General features: G+C 70.3%; 16 protein-coding genes and 1 tRNA gene. 6 read left to right on the top strand and 11 right to left on the bottom strand.

Features of this window, described 5'->3' with window-relative positions; all coding sequences use genetic code 11:
• Positions 1 to 229: 229 nt before the first annotated feature.
• From gmk to KA711_09970, 3 genes are all read left to right on the top strand, one after another.
• Complete coding sequence (gene gmk / locus KA711_09980; protein ID MCM0609307.1) at positions 230 to 850, top strand: guanylate kinase; 621 nt, start codon at positions 230 to 232, stop codon at positions 848 to 850.
• 147 nt (positions 851 to 997) lie between these two features.
• The gene (locus KA711_09975; GenBank protein ID MCM0609306.1) at positions 998 to 1,201 is read left to right on the top strand and encodes a DNA-directed RNA polymerase subunit omega; all 204 of its coding nucleotides are present in this window, start codon (positions 998 to 1,000) and stop codon (positions 1,199 to 1,201) included.
• A 98-nt stretch (positions 1,202 to 1,299) separates the two neighbouring features.
• Complete coding sequence (locus KA711_09970; GenBank protein MCM0609305.1) at positions 1,300 to 3,594, top strand: bifunctional (p)ppGpp synthetase/guanosine-3',5'-bis(diphosphate) 3'-pyrophosphohydrolase; 2,295 nt, start codon at positions 1,300 to 1,302, stop codon at positions 3,592 to 3,594.
• A gap of 6 nt (positions 3,595 to 3,600) precedes the next feature.
• Here the strand turns inward: KA711_09970 and greB are convergent, their stop codons facing one another.
• Together greB and KA711_09960 are read right to left on the bottom strand one after the other, a co-directional pair.
• The gene (gene greB, locus KA711_09965; protein MCM0609304.1) at positions 3,601 to 4,158 is read right to left on the bottom strand and encodes a transcription elongation factor GreB; all 558 of its coding nucleotides are present in this window, start codon (positions 4,156 to 4,158) and stop codon (positions 3,601 to 3,603) included.
• 84 nt (positions 4,159 to 4,242) lie between these two features.
• Positions 4,243 to 4,605 (bottom strand): hypothetical protein, encoded by a 363-nt coding sequence (locus KA711_09960; GenBank protein ID MCM0609303.1) that lies wholly within the window; start codon positions 4,603 to 4,605, stop codon positions 4,243 to 4,245.
• A 304-nt stretch (positions 4,606 to 4,909) separates the two neighbouring features.
• Between KA711_09960 and KA711_09955 the strand changes: the two genes are divergently transcribed.
• The gene (locus tag KA711_09955) at positions 4,910 to 5,848 is read left to right on the top strand and encodes an MBL fold metallo-hydrolase (GenBank protein ID MCM0609302.1); all 939 of its coding nucleotides are present in this window, start codon (positions 4,910 to 4,912) and stop codon (positions 5,846 to 5,848) included.
• 137 nt (positions 5,849 to 5,985) lie between these two features.
• Here KA711_09955 and KA711_09950 read toward each other — a convergent pair.
• From KA711_09950 to hemC, 5 genes are all read right to left on the bottom strand, one after another.
• A tRNA-Arg gene (locus KA711_09950) sits at positions 5,986 to 6,062 on the bottom strand.
• Between the two features lie 24 nt (positions 6,063 to 6,086).
• A complete protein-coding gene (locus KA711_09945) occupies positions 6,087 to 7,337 on the bottom strand; it encodes a heme biosynthesis protein HemY (protein MCM0609301.1) in 1,251 nt (416 codons plus the stop codon).
• Between the two features lie 12 nt (positions 7,338 to 7,349).
• On the bottom strand, positions 7,350 to 8,420 hold the full coding sequence (locus tag KA711_09940) for a uroporphyrinogen-III C-methyltransferase (GenBank protein MCM0609300.1): 1,071 nt from the start codon (positions 8,418 to 8,420) through the stop codon (positions 7,350 to 7,352).
• Between the two features lie 72 nt (positions 8,421 to 8,492).
• Positions 8,493 to 9,275: a uroporphyrinogen-III synthase gene (locus KA711_09935; GenBank protein ID MCM0609299.1), complete on the bottom strand. Its 783-nt coding sequence runs from the start codon at positions 9,273 to 9,275 to the stop codon at positions 8,493 to 8,495.
• A gap of 32 nt (positions 9,276 to 9,307) precedes the next feature.
• Entirely contained in the window at positions 9,308 to 10,240 is a 933-nt protein-coding gene (hemC, locus tag KA711_09930) for a hydroxymethylbilane synthase (protein MCM0609298.1), read from the bottom strand.
• A gap of 71 nt (positions 10,241 to 10,311) precedes the next feature.
• On the opposite strand from hemC, the gene ppc reads away from it, so the two are divergent.
• Entirely contained in the window at positions 10,312 to 13,185 is a 2,874-nt protein-coding gene (gene ppc, locus KA711_09925; GenBank protein MCM0609297.1) for a phosphoenolpyruvate carboxylase, read from the top strand.
• Between the two features lie 13 nt (positions 13,186 to 13,198).
• Here the strand turns inward: ppc and KA711_09920 are convergent, their stop codons facing one another.
• Positions 13,199 to 13,489, bottom strand: a complete 291-nt coding sequence (locus KA711_09920) for a hypothetical protein (protein ID MCM0609296.1) — start codon at positions 13,487 to 13,489, stop codon at positions 13,199 to 13,201.
• A gap of 66 nt (positions 13,490 to 13,555) precedes the next feature.
• Between KA711_09920 and argH the strand changes: the two genes are divergently transcribed.
• The gene (argH, locus tag KA711_09915) at positions 13,556 to 14,953 is read left to right on the top strand and encodes an argininosuccinate lyase (protein MCM0609295.1); all 1,398 of its coding nucleotides are present in this window, start codon (positions 13,556 to 13,558) and stop codon (positions 14,951 to 14,953) included.
• 65 nt (positions 14,954 to 15,018) lie between these two features.
• Here the strand turns inward: argH and KA711_09910 are convergent, their stop codons facing one another.
• From KA711_09910 to KA711_09900, 3 genes are read right to left on the bottom strand one after another with little or no spacing between them, the layout of a single operon-like run.
• Entirely contained in the window at positions 15,019 to 15,984 is a 966-nt protein-coding gene (locus KA711_09910; GenBank protein MCM0609294.1) for an alpha-E domain-containing protein, read from the bottom strand.
• 17 nt (positions 15,985 to 16,001) lie between these two features.
• Positions 16,002 to 17,450 (bottom strand): circularly permuted type 2 ATP-grasp protein, encoded by a 1,449-nt coding sequence (locus KA711_09905; GenBank protein ID MCM0609293.1) that lies wholly within the window; start codon positions 17,448 to 17,450, stop codon positions 16,002 to 16,004.
• A complete protein-coding gene (locus KA711_09900) occupies positions 17,447 to 18,451 on the bottom strand; it encodes a transglutaminase family protein (GenBank protein MCM0609292.1) in 1,005 nt (334 codons plus the stop codon). Before KA711_09900 ends, KA711_09905 begins: the two co-directional genes overlap by 4 nt.
• Between the last annotated feature and the right edge of the window lie 15 nt (positions 18,452 to 18,466).

Below are 18,466 nucleotides of genomic sequence, written 5' to 3'. Positions count from 1 at the left end.
GCCGCTTCGCGGCTACCTCGGGACGGGGAAGGCCCTTTCATTCGTTAGGCTGTGAGTCAGAACTCTCATCCCTTTGGCTCGATACCAATCGCACCCGGCAAGATAGTGCGCTTTGCCAGATCAAGTGGGACGCTTCATCGCTCCTTCGATGAAGCCTTTGCCGTGTCCGACGGATCGAGGCTGGAGCGAGTGTTCCTACGCAAGGCGGACCTTGGGCGAGAATCCGAGAATGGAAACTCCAGGCAACCTGTTCTGCGTGGCGGCGCCCAGCGGCACCGGCAAGTCCAGCCTCGTGAAGGCGCTGCTCGAACTCGACTCGCGTCTGGCCGTGTCGGTATCGCACACAACCCGCCAGCCGCGGGGGCAGGAGCTCGGCGGCCGCGAGTACCATTTTGTCGAAGAGGCCACGTTCCGCGCCATGGTCTCGCGCGGTGAGTTTTTCGAGTGGGCCGAGGTCCATGGCAACCTGTACGGTACCAGCCGTATGGCCATCCAGGAGCGGCTGGAGCGGGGGGAGGACGTCGTGCTTGAGATCGACTGGCAGGGCGCGCTGCAGATCAAGCGGCTGTTTCCGCACGCCGTGCTGATCTTCATCTTGCCCCCAAGCTGGGAGGAGCTGATGCAGCGCCTGAACCGCCGAGGTGAAGACGCTTTCGAGGTCATCGCCCGGCGCATGGCCAATGCGCGCACCGAGGTCGCGCAGGCGCAGCACTTCGACTACGTGATCGTCAACGCCCTGTTCGAAACGGCCCTTTTTGACCTGAAGACCGTCGTGCACTCGCAGCGACTGAAGTACGCCGCGCAGCGGAGAGCGAAGTCCCAGGTTTTTGCTGGACTGGGCCTGGCCTGATCAACCCCTTGAGGCCCCGGGGCCTGAGGGCCTCCTTCGGCACGGCTGGTGGCCGCGCGGACGACCCGGCTAGAATGATCGCTTCTGGCTAAGCGATCGCGCTCCCCTGCGCTTTGCGGTCGCTCGCCTGCCCCTACGGAAGAACACATGGCCCGCATCACCGTCGAAGACTGCCTCGAAAAGATCCCCAACCGCTTCCAGCTGGTGCTGGCCGCGACCTACCGCGCCCGCATGCTCAGCCAGGGCCACGCGCCCAAGATCGAGACGAAGAACAAGCCCGGCGTGACGGCGCTGCGTGAGATCGCTGCCGGCGAAGTCGGCATCGAGATGTTGCGCAAGGTGCCTGTCTGAGGCAGCCGTACCCCGGATTCCGAGGGCGCCCGCGAGGCGCCCTCGTCATTTCTGGGCCCGCTTCGGGTGGGTTTGGGCTTCCGCGCTAAATTCGGGGCATGGGTCTTCGCTCCCTCGCCGCCGAACTGCTGCCCGCAGCACTGCAGGGGCTGCAGCGCACGCCGCTGGTGCCGGCAGACCTGACGCAGGCCCCGGAGGCCATCAGCTTCGCCGCGCTTCAGGGCAAGCTGGGTTACCTGAGCAAGGCCGACCTGAAGCAGGTGCGCGAAGCCTACAAGTTCGCCGATGAGGCGCATCTCGGTCAGTTTCGCGCAAGTGGCCAACCCTACATCACGCACCCGATCGCGGTGGCCGGCCTGTGCGCCGACTGGAAGCTCGATGCCCAGGCCATCATGGCCGCGCTGATGCACGACACGATCGAAGACCGGGGGGTCACCAAGTCAGAACTGATTGAAAAGTTCGGCGCTCCCACGGCCGAACTCGTGGATGGCCTGACCAAGCTCGACAAGCTGCAGTTCAACACGCGCGAGGAGAGCCAGGCCGAGAGCTTCCGCAAGATGCTGCTGGCGATGGCGCGCGACGTGCGCGTTATCCTGATCAAGCTGGCAGACCGGCTACACAACATGCGGACGATGCTCGCGATGGCACCGGCCAAACGCCAGCGCATCGCACGCGAGACGCTCGAGATCTACGCCCCGATCGCGCACCGGCTGGGCCTGAACGCAATGTACCGCGAGCTGCAGGAGCTTTGCTTCGAGATGCTGCACCCGTGGCGTCACGCGGCGCTGTCGAAGGCCGTGCGGCGCGCCCGCGGCAACCGCCGCGACATCGTCGAGCGCGTGCAGCGCGACGTGGAAGCAGCCTTCTCTTCACATAAGCTCAAGATCCAGGTCTCGGGCCGAGAGAAGACGGTCTACAGCATCTACCGCAAGATGCGCGAGAAGCATGCCGGCTTTGCGCAGGTGTCGGACATCTTCGGCTTCCGCATTGTCGTGCCCACGCTCACGGACTGCTACATCTCCTTGGGCGTGCTACACCAGCTGTACAAGCCGGTTCCGGGCCGTTTCAAGGACTACATCGCCATCCCCAAGGCCAACGGCTACCAGAGCCTGCACACCACCCTCGTCAGCCCGCTGGGTACGGCCGTGGAGTTCCAGATGCGCACCGAGACCATGCATGCAGTGGCCGAGGCCGGCGTGGCCGCGCACTGGCTCTACAAGGTGGGCGACTCCAAGGGCGGCCGGGGCAGCCCCGGCCCCGATGGCCGGCTGTCCACCATGTGGCTGCAGAGCCTGCTCGACATCCAGGACGAGACGCGCGACGCCGCCGAGTTCCTGGAGCACGTGAAGATTGATCTCTATCCTGACGCGGTGTACGTCTTCACGCCGCGCAGCAAGATCCTGGCGCTGCCGCGCGGCGCCACGCCCGTGGACTTCGCGTATGCCATCCACTCCGACGTCGGCGACCACACCGTGGCCGCCAAGGTCAACGGCGAGCCGTCGGCGCTGCGCACCGAGCTCAAGAGCGGCGACGTGATCGAGATCATCACCGCACCCGGTGCGAAGCCCAACCCGGCCTGGCTGGGCATGGTGCGCACTGGCCGCGCGCGCAGCAAGATTCGCCACTACCTCAAGACGCTGGAGAGCGCCGAATCTCGTGCGCTTGGCGAGAAGCTGCTCGGGCAGGCCTTGCGCGCCGAAGGCCTGCAGTTGCCCAGCGCCGACCCGTCCGACGAGAGTGCCGCCGCGCTGTGGCAGCAGCTTGCGCGCTGGGGCGGCAACCGCAACCGAAGCGAGTTGCTGGGCGATGTCGGCCTGGGCCGCAAGATCGCCGTGATCGTGGCGAAGCGACTGGCGCAGCTCATGGTCGAGTCCGGCATCAAGCCCGATGCGGTGACCTTGAGTCTGACGCGCTTCTCGGCCGAAGAGGCCCCGGCGCAGGGGGTGGTGTTCATCGACGGCGGCGAGGGCAACTCGATCCAGTTCGCGTCCTGCTGTCGGCCGATCCCCGGCGATTCTGTCGTGGGCTACCTCGGCCGCGGCGAGGGCCTGGTGGTGCACACGGCCGACTGCCCGAGCGGCAGGCGCCTTTACGAGCGCGACAGCGAGCGCTGGATGCAGGTGGAGTGGGCCGAGGAGCTGACGCGCGTCTTCGACACCAGCCTGTTCGTTCTGGTGCAGAACGGCAAGGGCGTGCTGGCTCAGGTGGCCTCGGCGGTCAGCAGCGCCGAGGCCGACATCGTGCACATCGGCATGGACCCGGAACCTGCCGCGGAGCAGATCGAGCTGCGGCTGATCGTCAGCGTGCGCGACCGCGTGCACCTGGCCGACGTGATGCGCACGCTGCGGCGCGCAGCCGTCGTCAGCCGGGTGTCGCGCTATCGGCAGGCTTGACCGTCTTCATCGCGGCGGCGGGTACTCGATCTTCAGCACCTCGATCGTCTCGCGCCCGCCGGGCGTGACGACTTGTACCTCGTCGCCTTCGCGCGCCTTGATGAGCGCGCGCGCGATCGGCGCGATCCAGCTCACCTCACCCTTGAGGCTGTCGGCCTCGTCGATGCCCTTGATGGTGATGATGCGTTGCTCGCCCCGCGCGGTCGCGTAGGTGACGGTTGCGCCGAAGAAGACCTGATCGTTGCCGTGGTGCTGGCTGGGGTCAGCCACTTCGGCGATGTCCAGCCGCTGGCTCAAGAAGCGGATTCGGCGGTCGATTTCGCGCAGGCGCTTCTTGCCATAGAGGTAGTCGCCGTTCTCGCTCCGGTCACCGTTTTTGGCGGCCCAGGAAACAACCTCCACCACCTTGGGCCGCTCGCGCTCGATCAGCCCGACCAGTTCTTCGCGAAGCTGCGCGTAGCCCTGCGGCGTGAGGTAGTTGCGTGCGCCAGAGGGCCACGCAGGCGGGCCCGTGGCTTCGTCGTCGTCCTCGCCCGCAGTCTCCCTGACGAAGGCCTTGTTCACAGGCGCGAGCCCCTGGGGCAGCGCCCGGGGTGGCCGACGTGTTCAAGCAGCGCCGGCATACCCAGCGCCAGCCCACGAGGGCGGTCAGGGCAATCGGCCATCGGGCAGCAACGCCCGGCCCGCGGCCAGGAAGCGCGCCGCGAAGGCCCGGGCGGGCTCGTCGATTGAAGATCTGTCGATGAGCTCGGCGATGGTCTCGTTGCATCGCCACTGCAGGTGGCGCTGCACGTAGTCGGCGTTGTAGGCGTCGACCGCGCGCTGGTAAGCGTGCATCTCGTGCGCCACCCAAAGCGTGCAGGCCAGCAGGACCGCCAGGCCGATGTCGACAGCAACCCAGCCCATGACGATGCCCGTGAACGCGAGCAGCACGGCGATGGGCGCCACCCCCACGGCCAGGGCAGCGCGGCGGTGATCCGGCGGTTCGTAGGCCGGCAGGTATTGGGGCATGCGGTCCTCCAACGGGTTGCAGACCTTCACAATGTAGGCCTTTCTGTCCAAGACAAACATACGAGAAACCCCTCTGGAGCCCGCCAATCGGTTGAACTGTCCATGCGGGCGCCCGCGCAGCCTCGGCATCGTCCGCTGCAACACCGCCCTGTTCAACCAGCGCATCCGCTCGCAACAGCGTCTTTGATCTGTCGCGCCTGCACGGCGATTGCCGCTGCGCACCGGTCCGGGGTGTTAGTGTTCGGCCCCACGCCGCTGGCCACACCGGCCCGCGCTTGCAGCCATCCCTGCACATCCCGTCACCATGTCCACCATCCCGCAAGCGCCCGGCTGGCGTTACGGCTTGCAGGTCTTTGAACGCGGCTGGCTGTCTTCGAACAACGTGCTGTTGCACGGCGAGCCCGGCGAAGGTGCCGTGCTCGTGGACTCCAGCCACACGCTGCATGCCTCGCAGACACTGACCTTGCTGCACGCGGGGCTGGGCCGCGAGCGACTCGCCCGCGTTGTGAACACGCACCTGCACTCAGACCATTGCGGTGGCAATGCGGCGTTGCAGCGCGCCTACGGCTGCCGCATCGACATCCCGCCCGGGCTGCACGGCGAGGCGCGGGCCTGGGAGGCGCACGCGCTCAGCCACGCCAGCACTGGCCAGACCTGCGAGCGCTTCATCCCCGACGGGGTGCTCGCGCCGGGGGAGTGGCTGGTCGTGGGGGGGCGTCGTTGGCTGGCCCTGGCCGCGCCGGGGCATGACCCGCATTCCTTGATGCTGTTCGACGAACGCGAGGGCGTGCTGATCAGCGCCGACGCGCTGTGGGGCAACGGCTTCGGCGTCGTATTCCCCGAGTTGGACGGCGAGCCGGGCTTCGACGACGTGGCCGCGGTGCTCGATCTCATCCAAAGCCTTGCGCCGCGCCATGTCATCCCCGGGCACGGGGCGCCTTTCGACGACGTGCCCGAGGCGCTGATCCGGGCGCGGCGACGGCTCGCCAGCTTCCACGCCGAGCCTGTGCGGCACCTGCAGCACGGCGCGCGCGTGCTCCTGAAGTACCACCTGATGGAGGTGCGCGAGCAGGACGAAGCGGCGCTGCAGGACTGGATCGCTGCGACGCCGTTGCTGGGCCAGGTGTGGCAGCGGCTGGGCAGCCCGGAAGGCTCGGTGGGAACCTGGGGCTTGCGGGTCGCCCAGTCGCTGGTGGACAGCGGCGCTCTTGTACGGCGCGGCCACATTGTGGCCGATGCTTGAGGCCGGCCCGGCGGCGGAGCACAATCCAGCGCCGCCTGCGGCAGGGCAGCGCGCGGCCAGCGCGCGCCAAACCCCCAGGGAACGAACAACGGGCTAGAAGCCGAGGCCTCTAGCCCGTTGATCCAGAACAGCAACTCTGGCGCGGCTGGCAGGATTCGAACCCACGACCCCTTGGTTCGTAGCCAAGTACTCTATCCAACTGAGCTACAGCCGCGTAGCCCACAAGTGTAGCATGCCGTCAGTCGAGCGCGGCCGCCGCGCGGTCGTGACCCTGGGCGCGGGCCTCGTCGCCTTCGCTGCGCGCGATGGCGGCGAGCACGCGGCAGGCACGGCGGCGTTGCGCAGCGGCCAGGCCCGGGCTTGCCGCGGCCTGTTCGAGCAGCGCGCGCGCCTTGCCCCACAGCTGGCGCTCGGCAAGCGCCAGACCCACCGCCGCCGCCACGGCCGGCTCGTGGCCGAAGGCCTGCACGGCCAGATCCAGCCGCGGCAGCCAGTCGCTGCCGATGCCATCACAGGCTAGGGTCAGCGCCAGCGCCAGGCTATCGCGGTCTTCCCTCGACAGATCGGCCAAGCGGTCCCAGAACGGCCGCAGCCACAGTCGCGCGTCGTCGGCGCCGCCCAGCAGCGCGGCGCGTTGCACGGCACGGGCCACCACCTGGGGATCGCGCCGGTCGCTGGCGTCGAACTGGCTCCACAGACGGCGCAACTGCTGCATGTCGTGGGCCGTGTCGATCACGTCAGCGGCCAGCGAGCGGAGCAAGGCCTGCGCGACCAGCGGCGAAAACGCCTGATGGTTGGCCAGCAGCCGTGCTGTACGCAGCGCCTCGACCGGCTGGCGCGCCAGCCGCGCCGCCTGCAGGCGCAGTCGCAGGGCCTGGGTGCGTCGGGCTGCACCTGGGGGCAACGCATCCAGCAGCTCCAGCGCCCGGCCGGCGTCGCGGTCTTCCAGCGCCCACTCGGCCGCCAGCAGCCGCGCCGCGTCGTCACCGGCCGTGGTGGCGGCTGCGCTGCCGGCCCGCACGTCCAGCGCGCGCGCGACCATACCGTCGCGCCGCTTGCGGTCCTGCAGCCGGTGCAGGCTGCCACCGGCAAGCAGCAACGCAAGCAGTCGAAAGCGGGCGTCGCCGGCCAGCGCCTCGGCCTCCTCCTGCAGCACCAACGCACGCTGCGCTGCCTTCTGCGCACGGCCGTAACGGCCCGCGAAGTACTCCGCCTGCGCCTCGCGCAGCGCCGACTCGGCCGCGCGCTCGCGCCTCAACGCGCGCCACTGGCTGGCCCGCCGCGGCAGACTGACGAGCGAGTTGATCGCCTGCACGACAAGCAGCAAGGCCGTGCCCAAGCCCACCAGCAGCAGCACCGCAAGGTTCAGCGACAGGTCGGTGCGCCATCCTCCCCAATAAAGGCTCACAAGGCCGTCATTGGGCCCCAAGATCGATGCCGCCACGACGGCCACGACGGCCAGAAGCAACAGCCAGATAACGCCGCCCATGGACCCCGGCTCTCAGCGCGGCGCCGGCACGGCGCTGAGCGTTGCGATGGCCGCCAGAGTCGCGTCCGGCCGCGGCACCACCACCTGGCGAGACTGCGCCGCCACCTGGCGCAAGGTCTCTCCGGCCACGACGACCCGGCGCGCACCGCGGTCGAACCAGCGGTCGATCAGGGCCTGGGCCTCGTGCAGGTCCGCGGCCGCCAGGTCGAATTGGCGCGACAGCAGCGACAGCCTGGCGTTCAGCAGCCGCAGCTTCAGGTTCTCGCGCAGGAAAAGCGCCTGCTCGGGGGCCAGCAGCGCCGCCTCGGCGGTGTCGACGCGCGTCACGCGCACGAGGCCCCGTGCCTCAACCCATACAGCCTCGCTGAACTGCCGCCAGCGCGCCGCGAGATCGCCGCTGCCGGCACTGCCGGCTGCCACCGGGGCTGAAGGCGGGGCCGCGCGTGGCGCGCCCCGTTGCTGGGGCGTGGCGAGCATCGGCAGCTCGTCGACCTGGCGGATCAGCTCGTCGATGCGGATGGCCAGGCCGGCAAAGTCGGTCAGGCCGGCGCTGCGCACGCGCTCGAGGTCAGCCGCCACGGCTCGGCGCACACGCTCGAGCCGCGGCTGGTCGAAGCGGGCCAGCCGCTCGTCGGCCTGGCGCAAGGTGGTCACCAGCGGCTCGGCACTGCCCGTGATGGCACTCTGTTGCAAGGCCACGCGCAGCGCGTTGTCGATGTCGGCCAGCACGTTCTCGTCACGCGAGCGGGCCAGGCCCTGCATCAGCTGTTCGATCTGCGTGCGCTGGAGCGCGGTCTCGGCGAGGCGGGCCTCCAGAAGCGCCAGCTTGGCCGCCGTCTCGCGGCTGGCCTGCTCAGCCTGGCGCGCCAGAAGCCGCGCCTCGGCAGCCTGCGTGCCGCTGTCGGCCTGGCGCTTGACGAGCTCGGCCTCAAGCGAGGCCACCCTCTGGAGCGTGGTGTACGCGAACACCAGGGCCGCGGCAGACAGCGCGGCCAGAGCGGCCGCGCCCCAGCTGGCCCAGCGGCGCCTGGCCCGCAGGCCCGCGGCCCCCGCCACCGACCCTGGCGCGGTCGCGCCAGGCACCAGGCTTGGCGGCGCTGCGGGCTCGGCAGGGGTGTCGGGAGAAACGGCAGTGTCGGTCACAGCAGGATGATTCTAGGTTTCGTCACCGTCGAGGCCGGCCAGCGCCAGAGCCAGAGCCGCCGCGCCCGCCGGCACGTCGTCCTGTGGAGGCAGCACGCACACGGTGCCGAAGCCTGCGGCACGCGCCGCCTCGCCGATGCGCGGGTGGCCGGCAAAGGCCGCTGCCGCTGCCCAGTCGGCCTGAGGGCACAGCGTGCGCAGGTGGGTCAAAGCCTCACTGCTGCCGAAGACGAAGGCGTGCCGCGCTGGCGCCGCCACGGCGGCGTCGAGCAGCGCCTGACCGTCGGCGCCGGGCTGCGGCGGCGCGCGCCGGTAGGCGGCCACGTGGGCCACGTCAGCGCCCTCGGTGCGCAGGCGGTCGGCGAGCCAGTCGCGGCCGTCTTCGCCCCGCACCACCAGCACCCGGCGCCCGGCCCAGCCGCGCGCGGCCACGCGGGCCCAAAGGCCTTCGCTGTCGGCGCGGCCGGGCACGGGCTCGTCGATGGCAGCCACCCCGGCGGCCTGAAGCGCCGCGCGCGTGCCCGGGCCTGGCGCGCCAGCGCGCAGCGCGGGCGGCCAGGCAGCACCCGGCGGGCTAGCGGCAAAGAAGCGCTCCACCGCGTTGGCGCTGACGAACATCACCCAGTCCTGCGTCGGCAGGCGCGCCCAGGCGGCGTGCACCTCGGCGGGGTCGGCCACCGGCTCAATGCCGATCAGCGGCAGCGACACCGCGTCGACACCGCGCACGCGCAGCGCCTCCACCCAGGGCCTGGCCTGTGCCAGCGGCCGCGTGACGAGGAGCCGGCGTGCCATCACCCGGTGTGCACGTCCGGCGCGATCAGGCGCGCTCAGGCGGCCGGCAGGTAGGCGGCGGCGCCGGCTGCGCGCAGCTCGGACACGGCGCGGGCGCCCAGCGCACGCGCCGCGGACTCGTCGGCCACAGTCGCGGCCACGCGCACCTTCAGCAGCGGGCGCGTCAGCTCCTCGGCATGGCCCAGAGCGGCGTCGAGCGTCATGGTGCCGTCGGCAGACAGGGTGGCGTGCGCCGCCAGCGGCAGGCTGCAGCTGCCGCCCACCCCGCGCGAGACGGCACGTTCGGCCTGGCAGGCCAGGAAGGTGGGCGGGTGGATGGTCTGCGCCAGCAGCGCCTTCAGCGCCACGGCGTCGCTGCGCACCTCGATGCCGAGCGCGCCCTGCCCGGCTGCGGGGATCATCACCGCGGGGTCGAAGCGAGCTCGGATGCGCTCGCCCAGCCCCAGCCTCACCAAGCCGGCGGCAGCCAGCACGATGGCGTCGAAGCCGCCTTCGTCGAGCTTGCGCAGCCGCGTGTCGAGGTTGCCTCGCAGGGGCTCGATCTTCAGGTCAGGCCGGCGCGCCAGCAGCTGCACCACGCGGCGCAGGCTGCTGGTGCCGACGACGGCGCCCTCGGGCAGCTCGTCGACGCCGGCCCAGCGGTTGGAGACGAAGGCGTCTCGCGGGTCCTCGCGCTCCCAGATGGCGGCCAGCGCGAAGCCCTCGGGCAGCTCCATCGGCACGTCCTTCAGCGAATGCACCGCCAGGTGAGCCTCGCCGCGCTCGAGCGCCGTCTCGAGTTCCTTGACGAACAGGCCCTTGCCGCCCACCTTGGACAGCGCGCGGTCGAGGATCTGGTCGCCGCGGGTCGTCATGCCAAGCAGTTCGACCGCCAGGCCGAAGCGCTGCTGCAGCGCGGCCTTGACGTGTTCGGCCTGCCACAGGGCCAGGCGGCTCTCGCGCGTGGCGATGATGGTTGGTGCGTTCATGCGTCGGATCATAGGCAGGCGCACGGACTGCAGCAGAATGGGTAACCCGGTTACATCACCTGGAGACACTCATGCCCCGCCCCGTGTCGGCCGTCAAGACCTTGCCGCAGCGCACCAAAGCGATGCGCAGCGCTCCCCATAGCGATGCCGTCGAGAAGAACAAGCCGTTGGTGGAAGACATCCGGTTACTGGGGCGCATCCTCGGCGACGTCATCCGCGAGCAGGAAGGCGTGGAAGCTTTCGAGCTCATCGAACGCATCCGGCAACTCTCGGTGGCCTACCGGCTGAAGGCCGACGCCTCGGCCGGCCGCGTGCTTGACCGGCTGCTGAAGAACCTCACGGCCGACCAGACGGTGACGGTGATCCGCGCCTTCAGCTACTTCAGCCACCTGGCCAACATCGCCGAAGACCAACACCACCTGCGCCGCCGCGCCGTTCACGAGGCCGCCGGCCACCTTCATGAGGGCTCGCTGGCGCTCAGCTTCGAGCGGCTGCACAGGGCCGACCACCGCGCAGCCGACATTGCGGCGATGCTGGAGCAGGCCTACGTCTCGCCGGTGCTCACCGCCCACCCCACCGAGGTGCAGCGCAAGAGCATCCTGGACGCCGAGCGCGCCGTGGCCGCCCTGGTGGCCGAACGCGACGGCCTGGCCAGCCCCGAGCGTCGCGCCGAGAACGAAGGGCTGATCCGCGCCCGCGTCACGCAGCTGTGGCAGACGCGCATGCTGCGCACCGCCAAGCTCACCGTGGCCGACGAGGTGGAGAACGCGCTCAGCTACTACCCGGTGACCTTCCTGCGCGAGATTCCGCGCCTGTACCGCGACCTCGAGCGCATGCTGCCGGGCCACCGCGTCGCGCCCTTCCTGCGCATGGGCCACTGGATCGGCGGCGACCGCGACGGCAACCCCAACGTCGGCGCGCCCACGCTGCGCCACGCGCTGGCCCGCCAGGCCGAGGTGGCGCTGCGCTTCTACCTGACCGAGGTGCACGCACTGGGCGCCGAGCTGTCGATGAGCGGCACGCTGGCGCCGGTGACGCCGGCGATGGCCGCACTGGCCGACGCCAGCCCCGACACCAGCCCGCATCGCGCCGACGAGCCCTACCGCCGCGCGCTGATCGGCCTCTACGCCCGGCTGGCCGCCACGCTCGAGCGCCTCACCGGCACCGAAGCTCTGCGCCACGCGGTCAAGCCTCAGGACCCGTACGACGGGCCCGAGCAGTTCCTGACCGACCTGCGCACGATCGAGGCTTCCCTGGCGCACCACCACGCCCAGGCACTGGTGACGCCGCGGCTGGCGCCGCTGATGCGCGCAGTGCAGGTGTTCGGCTTCCACCTGGCCACGCTGGACTTGCGCCAGAGCTCCGACCAGCATGAGGCCGTGGTGGCCGAGTTGCTGCGCGCGGCCCGCCTGTGCGCCGACTACAGCGCGCTGAACGAAAACGAGCGCCGCGCGCTGCTGCTGAAGCAGCTCAACGACGCCAGGCCACTGCGCGTGCCCGGCGCCCCATACTCTGATCTGGCGCAGCGCGAGATCTCCGTGTTCCAGGCTGCGCAGGAGGCGCTCGCGCGCTACGGCCGCGAGGCCATCCGCCACTACATCATCAGCCACACTGAGGCGGTGAGCGACCTGCTCGAGGTGTTGCTGCTGCAGAAGGAATGCGGGCTGCTGACCGGCACGCTCGACGGCGCGGGCGAAGGCGCCGCGCGGGCGGCGCTGATCACGGTGCCCCTCTTCGAGACCATCGGCGACCTGCGCCAGAGCGTGCCCATCATGCGCGAGTTCTACGCGCTGCCCGGCATCCGCGCGCTGGTGCTGCGCAGCGGCGGCGAGCAGGACGTGATGCTGGGCTACAGCGACAGCAACAAGGACGGCGGCTTCTTCACCAGCAACTGGGAGCTCTACCGCGCCGAGACGGCGCTGGTGGCCCTCTTCGACGAACTGCGGGCCGAGGGCGCGCCGATCACGCTGCGCCTGTTCCACGGCCGTGGCGGCACTGTGGGCCGCGGCGGCGGGCCCAGCTACCAAGCCATCCTGGCGCAGCCGCCGGGCACCGTGAACGGACAGATCCGGCTCACCGAGCAGGGTGAGGTCATCGCCAGCAAGTACGCCAACCCCGAGATCGGCCGCCGCAACCTCGAGACGCTGGTGGCCGCCACGCTCGAGGCCACGCTGCTGCACCCCACGAAGTCGGCGCCCAAAGCGTTTCTCGAGGCCGCCGCCGCCTTGAGCGACGCCAGCTTCCAGGCCTACCGCCGCATCGTCTACGGCACGCCGGGCTTCACGGACTATTTCTTCGCCGCCACGCCGATCCGCGAGATCGCGGGTCTGAACATCGGCAGCCGGCCCGCCTCACGTCCCAAGAGTGGCAAGGGCACACCCGCCATCGAGGACTTGCGCGCCATCCCCTGGGGCTTCTCGTGGGGCCAGTGCCGCATGGCGCTGCCGGGCTGGTGCGGCTTCGGCAGCAGCGTCGAGGCCTTCGTGGCCGTCGGTGGCGCGGCCGGGCGCGCCGAGCGCACGGCGCTGCTGCAGCGCATGCACCGGCAGTGGCCGTTCTTCCGGACGCTGCTCTCCAACCTCGACATGGTGATGGCCAAGAGCGACCTGCGCATCGCCGCGCGCTACGTGGAGCTGGTGGAGGACAAGGTCATGGCGCGGCGCATCTTCGCCCAGCTCAAGGCCGAGTGGCAGCGCGTGCAGGAGGCGCTGGCGCTGATCACCGGCGAGCCGCAGCGCCTGGCCTCCAACGCCGCGCTGGCGCGCAGCATCGAGCACCGCTTCCCATACCTCGACCCGCTGAACCACCTGCAGGTCGAGCTGATGCGGCGCTACCGCAACCGGCGCCCCTCGCCCGATGGCAGCACCGATGGGGTGGCGCGCCTGGAGCGCGGCATCCACCTCAGCATCAACGGGATCGCGGCGGGGCTGCGCAACACGGGCTGATCGGTGCACCCGATCAGTCCGTGGCGCCGCCGGCCTCCAACGCCGCCCGCACCGCCGACAGCCGCCGCCGCGCCCTGCCAGGCGCCACCCGCCTCCAAGTCAACGGCGACCAGCCCCGCAGAGGTGAGCAGGGTCGCCATCGCGCCCAGCGACGCATCGATCGCCGCTGCCACCCGTGCGCCGCATCGGCCGCGCCGGCCAGCGCCAGCACGGCCAACGCGGCCTGCACCAGCAGCACCACGCGCAGGGCCAGCGCCGGGTGGCAGGGGTCGAACGCGGCGGAGCGGGCGCCGGGGTCGGACATGGGTGGGCGCGATCGGGGTGGCCGGGATAATGCGAAGCCCTCTTCCACCGAGCACCCACCGTGTCGATGCACCACGATCCCCTGGCGAACAAGCAGAAGGCCTGGTCGGCCCTCTTCACCGAGCCGATGAGCGAGCTGGTGCAGCGCTACACCGCCAGCGTGGGTTTCGACCAGCGCCTCTGGCGCGCCGACATCGACGGCAGCCTGGCGCACGCCGAGATGCTGGCCGCCCAGGGCGTGATCGGCGTGCAGGACCTGGCCGACATCCGCCGCGGCATGGCGCAGATCGTGGACGAGATCGAGAGCGGCCGCTTCGAGTGGAAGCTCGAGCTCGAGGACGTGCACCTCAACATCGAGGCGCGGCTTACGGCGCTGGTGGGCGATGCCGGCAAGCGGCTGCACACCGGCCGCAGCCGCAACGACCAGGTGGCCACCGACGTGCGACTGTGGCTGCGCGGCGAGATCGACCAGCTGCAGCCGCTGCTGGGCACGATGCAGCGCGCGCTGGTGGAACGGGCCGCGGACCATGCCACGACCGTGATGCCCGGGTTCACGCACCTGCAGGTGGCGCAGCCGGTGAGCTTGGGCCACCACCTGCTGGCCTACGTGGAGATGTTCGCGCGCGACGCCGAGCGCCTGGCCGATGTGCGCAAGCGCGTGAACCGCCTGCCGCTCGGCGCCGCGGCGCTGGCCGGCACCAGCTACCCGCTGGACCGAGAGCGTGTGGCGCGCACGCTGGGCTTCGACGGCGTGTGCATGAACAGTCTGGATGCCGTGAGCGACCGCGACTTCGCCATCGAGTTCAGCGCCTGGGCCGCCATCACCATGGTGCATGTGTCGCGCCTGGCCGAAGAGCTGGTGCTGTGGATGAGCCAGAGCTTCGCCTTCATCGACCTGGCCGACCGCTACTGCACGGGCAGTTCCATCATGCCGCAGAAGCGCAACCCCGATGTCGCCGAGCTGGCGCGCGGCAAGACCGGCCGCGTGGTCGGCCACCTCATGGGCCTGATCACGCTGATGAAGGGCCAGCCGCTGGCCTACAACAAGGACAACCAGGAAGACAAGGAGCCGCTGTTCGACACCGTCGACACGTTGGCCACCACGCTGCGCATCATGGCCGAGATGGTGGGTGGCATCGTCGTCAAGCCCGAAGCCCTGCGCAGGGCCGCCATGCGCGGCTACGCCACGGCCACCGATCTGGCCGACTACCTGGCGAAGAAGGGCCTGCCCTTCCGCGACGCGCACGAGGCGGTGGCGCACGCGGTGAAGCTGGCGCTGGGCCGGGGCGTCGACCTCTCGGCGCTGTCGCTGGCCGAGCTGCAGGCCATCGATCCGCGCATCGGCGACGACGTGTTCGGCGTGCTCACGCTGGAGGGCTCGCTGAACGCCCGCAACGTGCTCGGTGGCACGGCCCCGGCACAGGTGCGGGCGCAGGTGGCCCTCCATCGGACGCGGCTGGGTTGAACTGCTGCGGTCGGCCCCCAATCGGTCGTGGACCACAATCGGCCCGGAGCGGCCCGTGAACAGCCTCAAGCCGCCATCGGCACCAGGAAGTCGCGGCTGATGCCCACGCCAAGGTCGCCCACACGGTCGAGGAACTGCGTCAGGTAGGCGTGCAGGCCCGTGGCCAGGATCTCGTCGATGCGGCCGTAGCGCAGATCGCTCTGCAGCCGGCCGGCACGGCGCAGCGTCTCATCGCTGTGCTGGTTGGCCACCAGCCGCAGGTTGGCCACAGCATCGTTCATGCAGGCCGCCAGCGAGCGCGGCATGTCGGGGCGCAGGATGAGCAGCTCGGCCACCTTCTCGGGGCGGATCACGTTGCGGTAGACCTTGCGGTAGATCTCGAAGCCGGACACCGACCGCAGGATCGCGCTCCAGTGGTAGAAGTCCACCTCCTGCTGCTCCTTGCTGCCGTCCGGGCCGAAATAGTCCTCGCCGGCCAGGGCCTGGAACTTCACGTCGAGCAGCCGCGCGGTGTTGTCGGCGCGCTCCAGGAAGGTGCCGATGCGCAGGAAGTGCAGCGCCTCGTCCTGCAGCATCGTGCCCACCGTGACCCCGCGGCTCAGGTGGCTGCGGAACTTCACCCACTCGAAGAAGGCACCTGGGTCGCGCTCGAACTCGCCGGCCTTGAGCATGCGGTTGAACTCGAGCCAGGTCTGGTTCTGCGTCTCCCACACCTCGGTCGTCAGCGCGCCGCGTACCGCACGCGCGTTCTCGCGCGCCGCGCGCAGGCAGTTCCAGATGCTGGAGAGGTTGCCCTCGTCGCGCACCATGAAGTCCATGACGCTGCGGGCGTCGATCTGCCGATGCTGCTGGTTGAAGGCCCAGGTCAGCTCGCTGATGCTCAGCAGCCCGCTCCAGCCGGCCAGGGCCGTGTCGGCGCTCTGCGGCAGCAGCGAGGTCTGGTAGTTCACGTCGAGCATGCGCGCGGTGTTCTCGGCGCGCTCCATGTAGCGCGCCATCCAGAACAGGTGGTCGGCGGTGCGGGACAGCATCGTCGTGCTCCTCGAGGTCAGTCTTCCAGAACCCAGGTGTCTTTCGTGCCCCCGCCCTGCGACGAGTTGACCACCAGCGAACCCTCCTTCAGCGCCACGCGCGTGAGGCCGCCCGGCACCGTCTGCACGGTCTTGCCCGAGCTCAGCACGTAGGGGCGCAGGTCGATGTGCCGCGGCGCAAAGCCGGCATCCACGAAGGTGGGGCAGGTGGACAGCGCCAGCGTGGGCTGCGCGATGTAGTTGGCCGGGTTGGCCTCGAGCACGGCGCGGAAGCCGGCGATCTCGGCCTTGCTCGCCGCCGGCCCCACCAGCATGCCGTAGCCCCCGGCGCCGTGCACCTCCTTCACCACCAGCTCATGCAGGTGGGCCAGCACGTAGGCGAGGTCGTCCTTCTCGCGGCACAGGTGGGTGGGCACGTTGTTCAGGATGGGCTTCTCGCCCAGGTAGAACTCCACCATCTTGGGTACGTAGGGATAGATGCTCTTGTCGTCGGCGATGCCGGTGCCGATGGCATTGGCCAGCGTGATGTTTCCGTCGCGGTACACGTCCAGCAGCCCGGCACAGCCCAGCGTGCTGTCGGCGCGGAAGGCCCGGGGGTCGAGGAAGTCGTCGTCGACGCGGCGGTAGATCACGTCCACGCGCTTGGGGCCCTGCGTCGTGCGCATGTAGACGAAGCCGTCCTTCACGAACAGGTCCTGCCCCTCCACCAGCTCCACGCCCATCTGCTGCGCCAGGAAGGCGTGCTCGAAGTACGCACTGTTGTACATGCCGGGCGTGAGCACCACCACCGTGGGCTCGTTGACGCCGCTGGGCGAGACGGCGCGCAGCGTCTCCAGCAGCAGGTCGGGGTAGTGCGCCACCGGCTCGACGCGGTGCATGCTGAACAGCTCGGGGAACAGCCGCATCATCATCTTGCGGTTCTCGAGCATGTAGCTCACGCCGCTGGGCACGCGCAGGTTGTCTTCCAGCACGTAGTACTGGCCGCCCTGCCCCGTGTCGGCGCGCACGATGTCGATGCCGCTGATGTGCGAGTACACGCCGCCGGGCACCGCCACGCCCATCATCTCTTTGCGGAACTGCGCGTTGTTCAGCACCTGCTCGGCCGGCACGACACCGGCCTTGAGGATCTCCTGCCCGTGGTAGACATCGTCGATGAAGCGGTTGAGCGCCGTCACACGCTGGCGCAGGCCGGCCTCCATGCGCTTCCACTCGGCGCCGGGGATCACGCGCGGGATGAGGTCAAAAGGGATCAGGCGCTCGGTGCCCCCGAACTCCGAGTGGGCGTCTTCGTCCTTCGCGCCGTAGACGGCGAAGGTGATGCCGACACGGCGGAAGATCATCTCGGCCTCGGCACGCCGCGAGCGCATGGCCTCGGCCGGCTGGCGCTTGAGCCACCCGGCGTAGACCTCGTACTGCGGCCGTACAGCGCCAGCGGCGGTGTTCATCTCGTCGAAGGCCGGTTTCATGATCCGGTGTTCTCCATCGGTGTCGGGGAGAGCAACGCGTGGGCCTGCTGGGCGTGGCCGAAGCGATCGAGCCGCCGCGTCGTCACGCCCACGGCCAGGGTGTGGTGGCCGCCGCCGCGGATCACGCCGCGCAGCGGTGTGACGTCGCCGAAGTCTCGGCCCACGGCCACCCGCACGTGGCCGCTGCCGGGCACGCAGTCGTTGGTGGGATCGAGATCGAGCCAGGCGTCGTCGGCGCCGCCGGGGCCGGCGGGTACACCGGGCGTACCCGGGCACCACACCTGCACCCAGGCGTGCGAGGCGTCGGCGCCCAGCATCGCGGTGCCGGCGTGGGCCTCGCCCGGGCCGGCAGCGGCGGGGGCGTGCGTGAGCAGGTAGCCGCTCACATAGCGCGCCGGCAGCCCCCAGGCGCGCAGCACACCGGCCAGCAGGTGGGCGAAGTCCTGGCACACCCCGCGCCGCTGCAGCAGCACCTGCTGCAAGGGCGTGTCCACCTCGGTGCTGCGGCTCTCATAGCTGAACTCCGCGTGCAACCGGTGCATCAGCGCCAGCACCGCCTCGGCCACCGGGCGGCCGGGCGTGAACAGGCCCGCGCCCAGCTCGCGCAGCGCCGGCAGGCGCGGCACGTAGGGCGAAGGCAGCGCGAACTCGGCCGCCGCCACGAACGGCGCGCGGGCCACGTAACGCACGCGCGCGGCGAGTTCGCCCCAGGTCGGTGAGGCCTCGGGCCGCAGCGCCGAAAAGCGCGGCCACACGGCCACTCGGCTGGTGGCCAGCACCGTGAGGCGGTCGTGCGGCTGCACCAGGCCGAAGTGGCGCTGCGCGTTGCCCCAGGCATCGGTGCTGTCGCGGGCCTGGGCAGGCTCGGGGCTCACGTCGAGCGCGAAGTGGTGCAAGCGCTGGTGCGTGTCGACCAGCGGCTGCAGGTGCACCAGGTGGTGCGCCAGCGTCACCGGCGCCGAGTAGGCGTAGCGCGTCTCGTGGCGCACTTCCAGCAGCATCGGGGCGGTGGCCGG

The sequence above is a fragment of the Ideonella sp. WA131b genome (assembly GCA_023657425.1).
In the GTDB taxonomy this organism is placed as follows: domain Bacteria; phylum Pseudomonadota; class Gammaproteobacteria; order Burkholderiales; family Burkholderiaceae_C; genus Rubrivivax.
The sequence above is the reverse complement of the archived record's forward strand: the minus strand, read 5'-3'. Positions and strand labels throughout refer to the sequence as shown.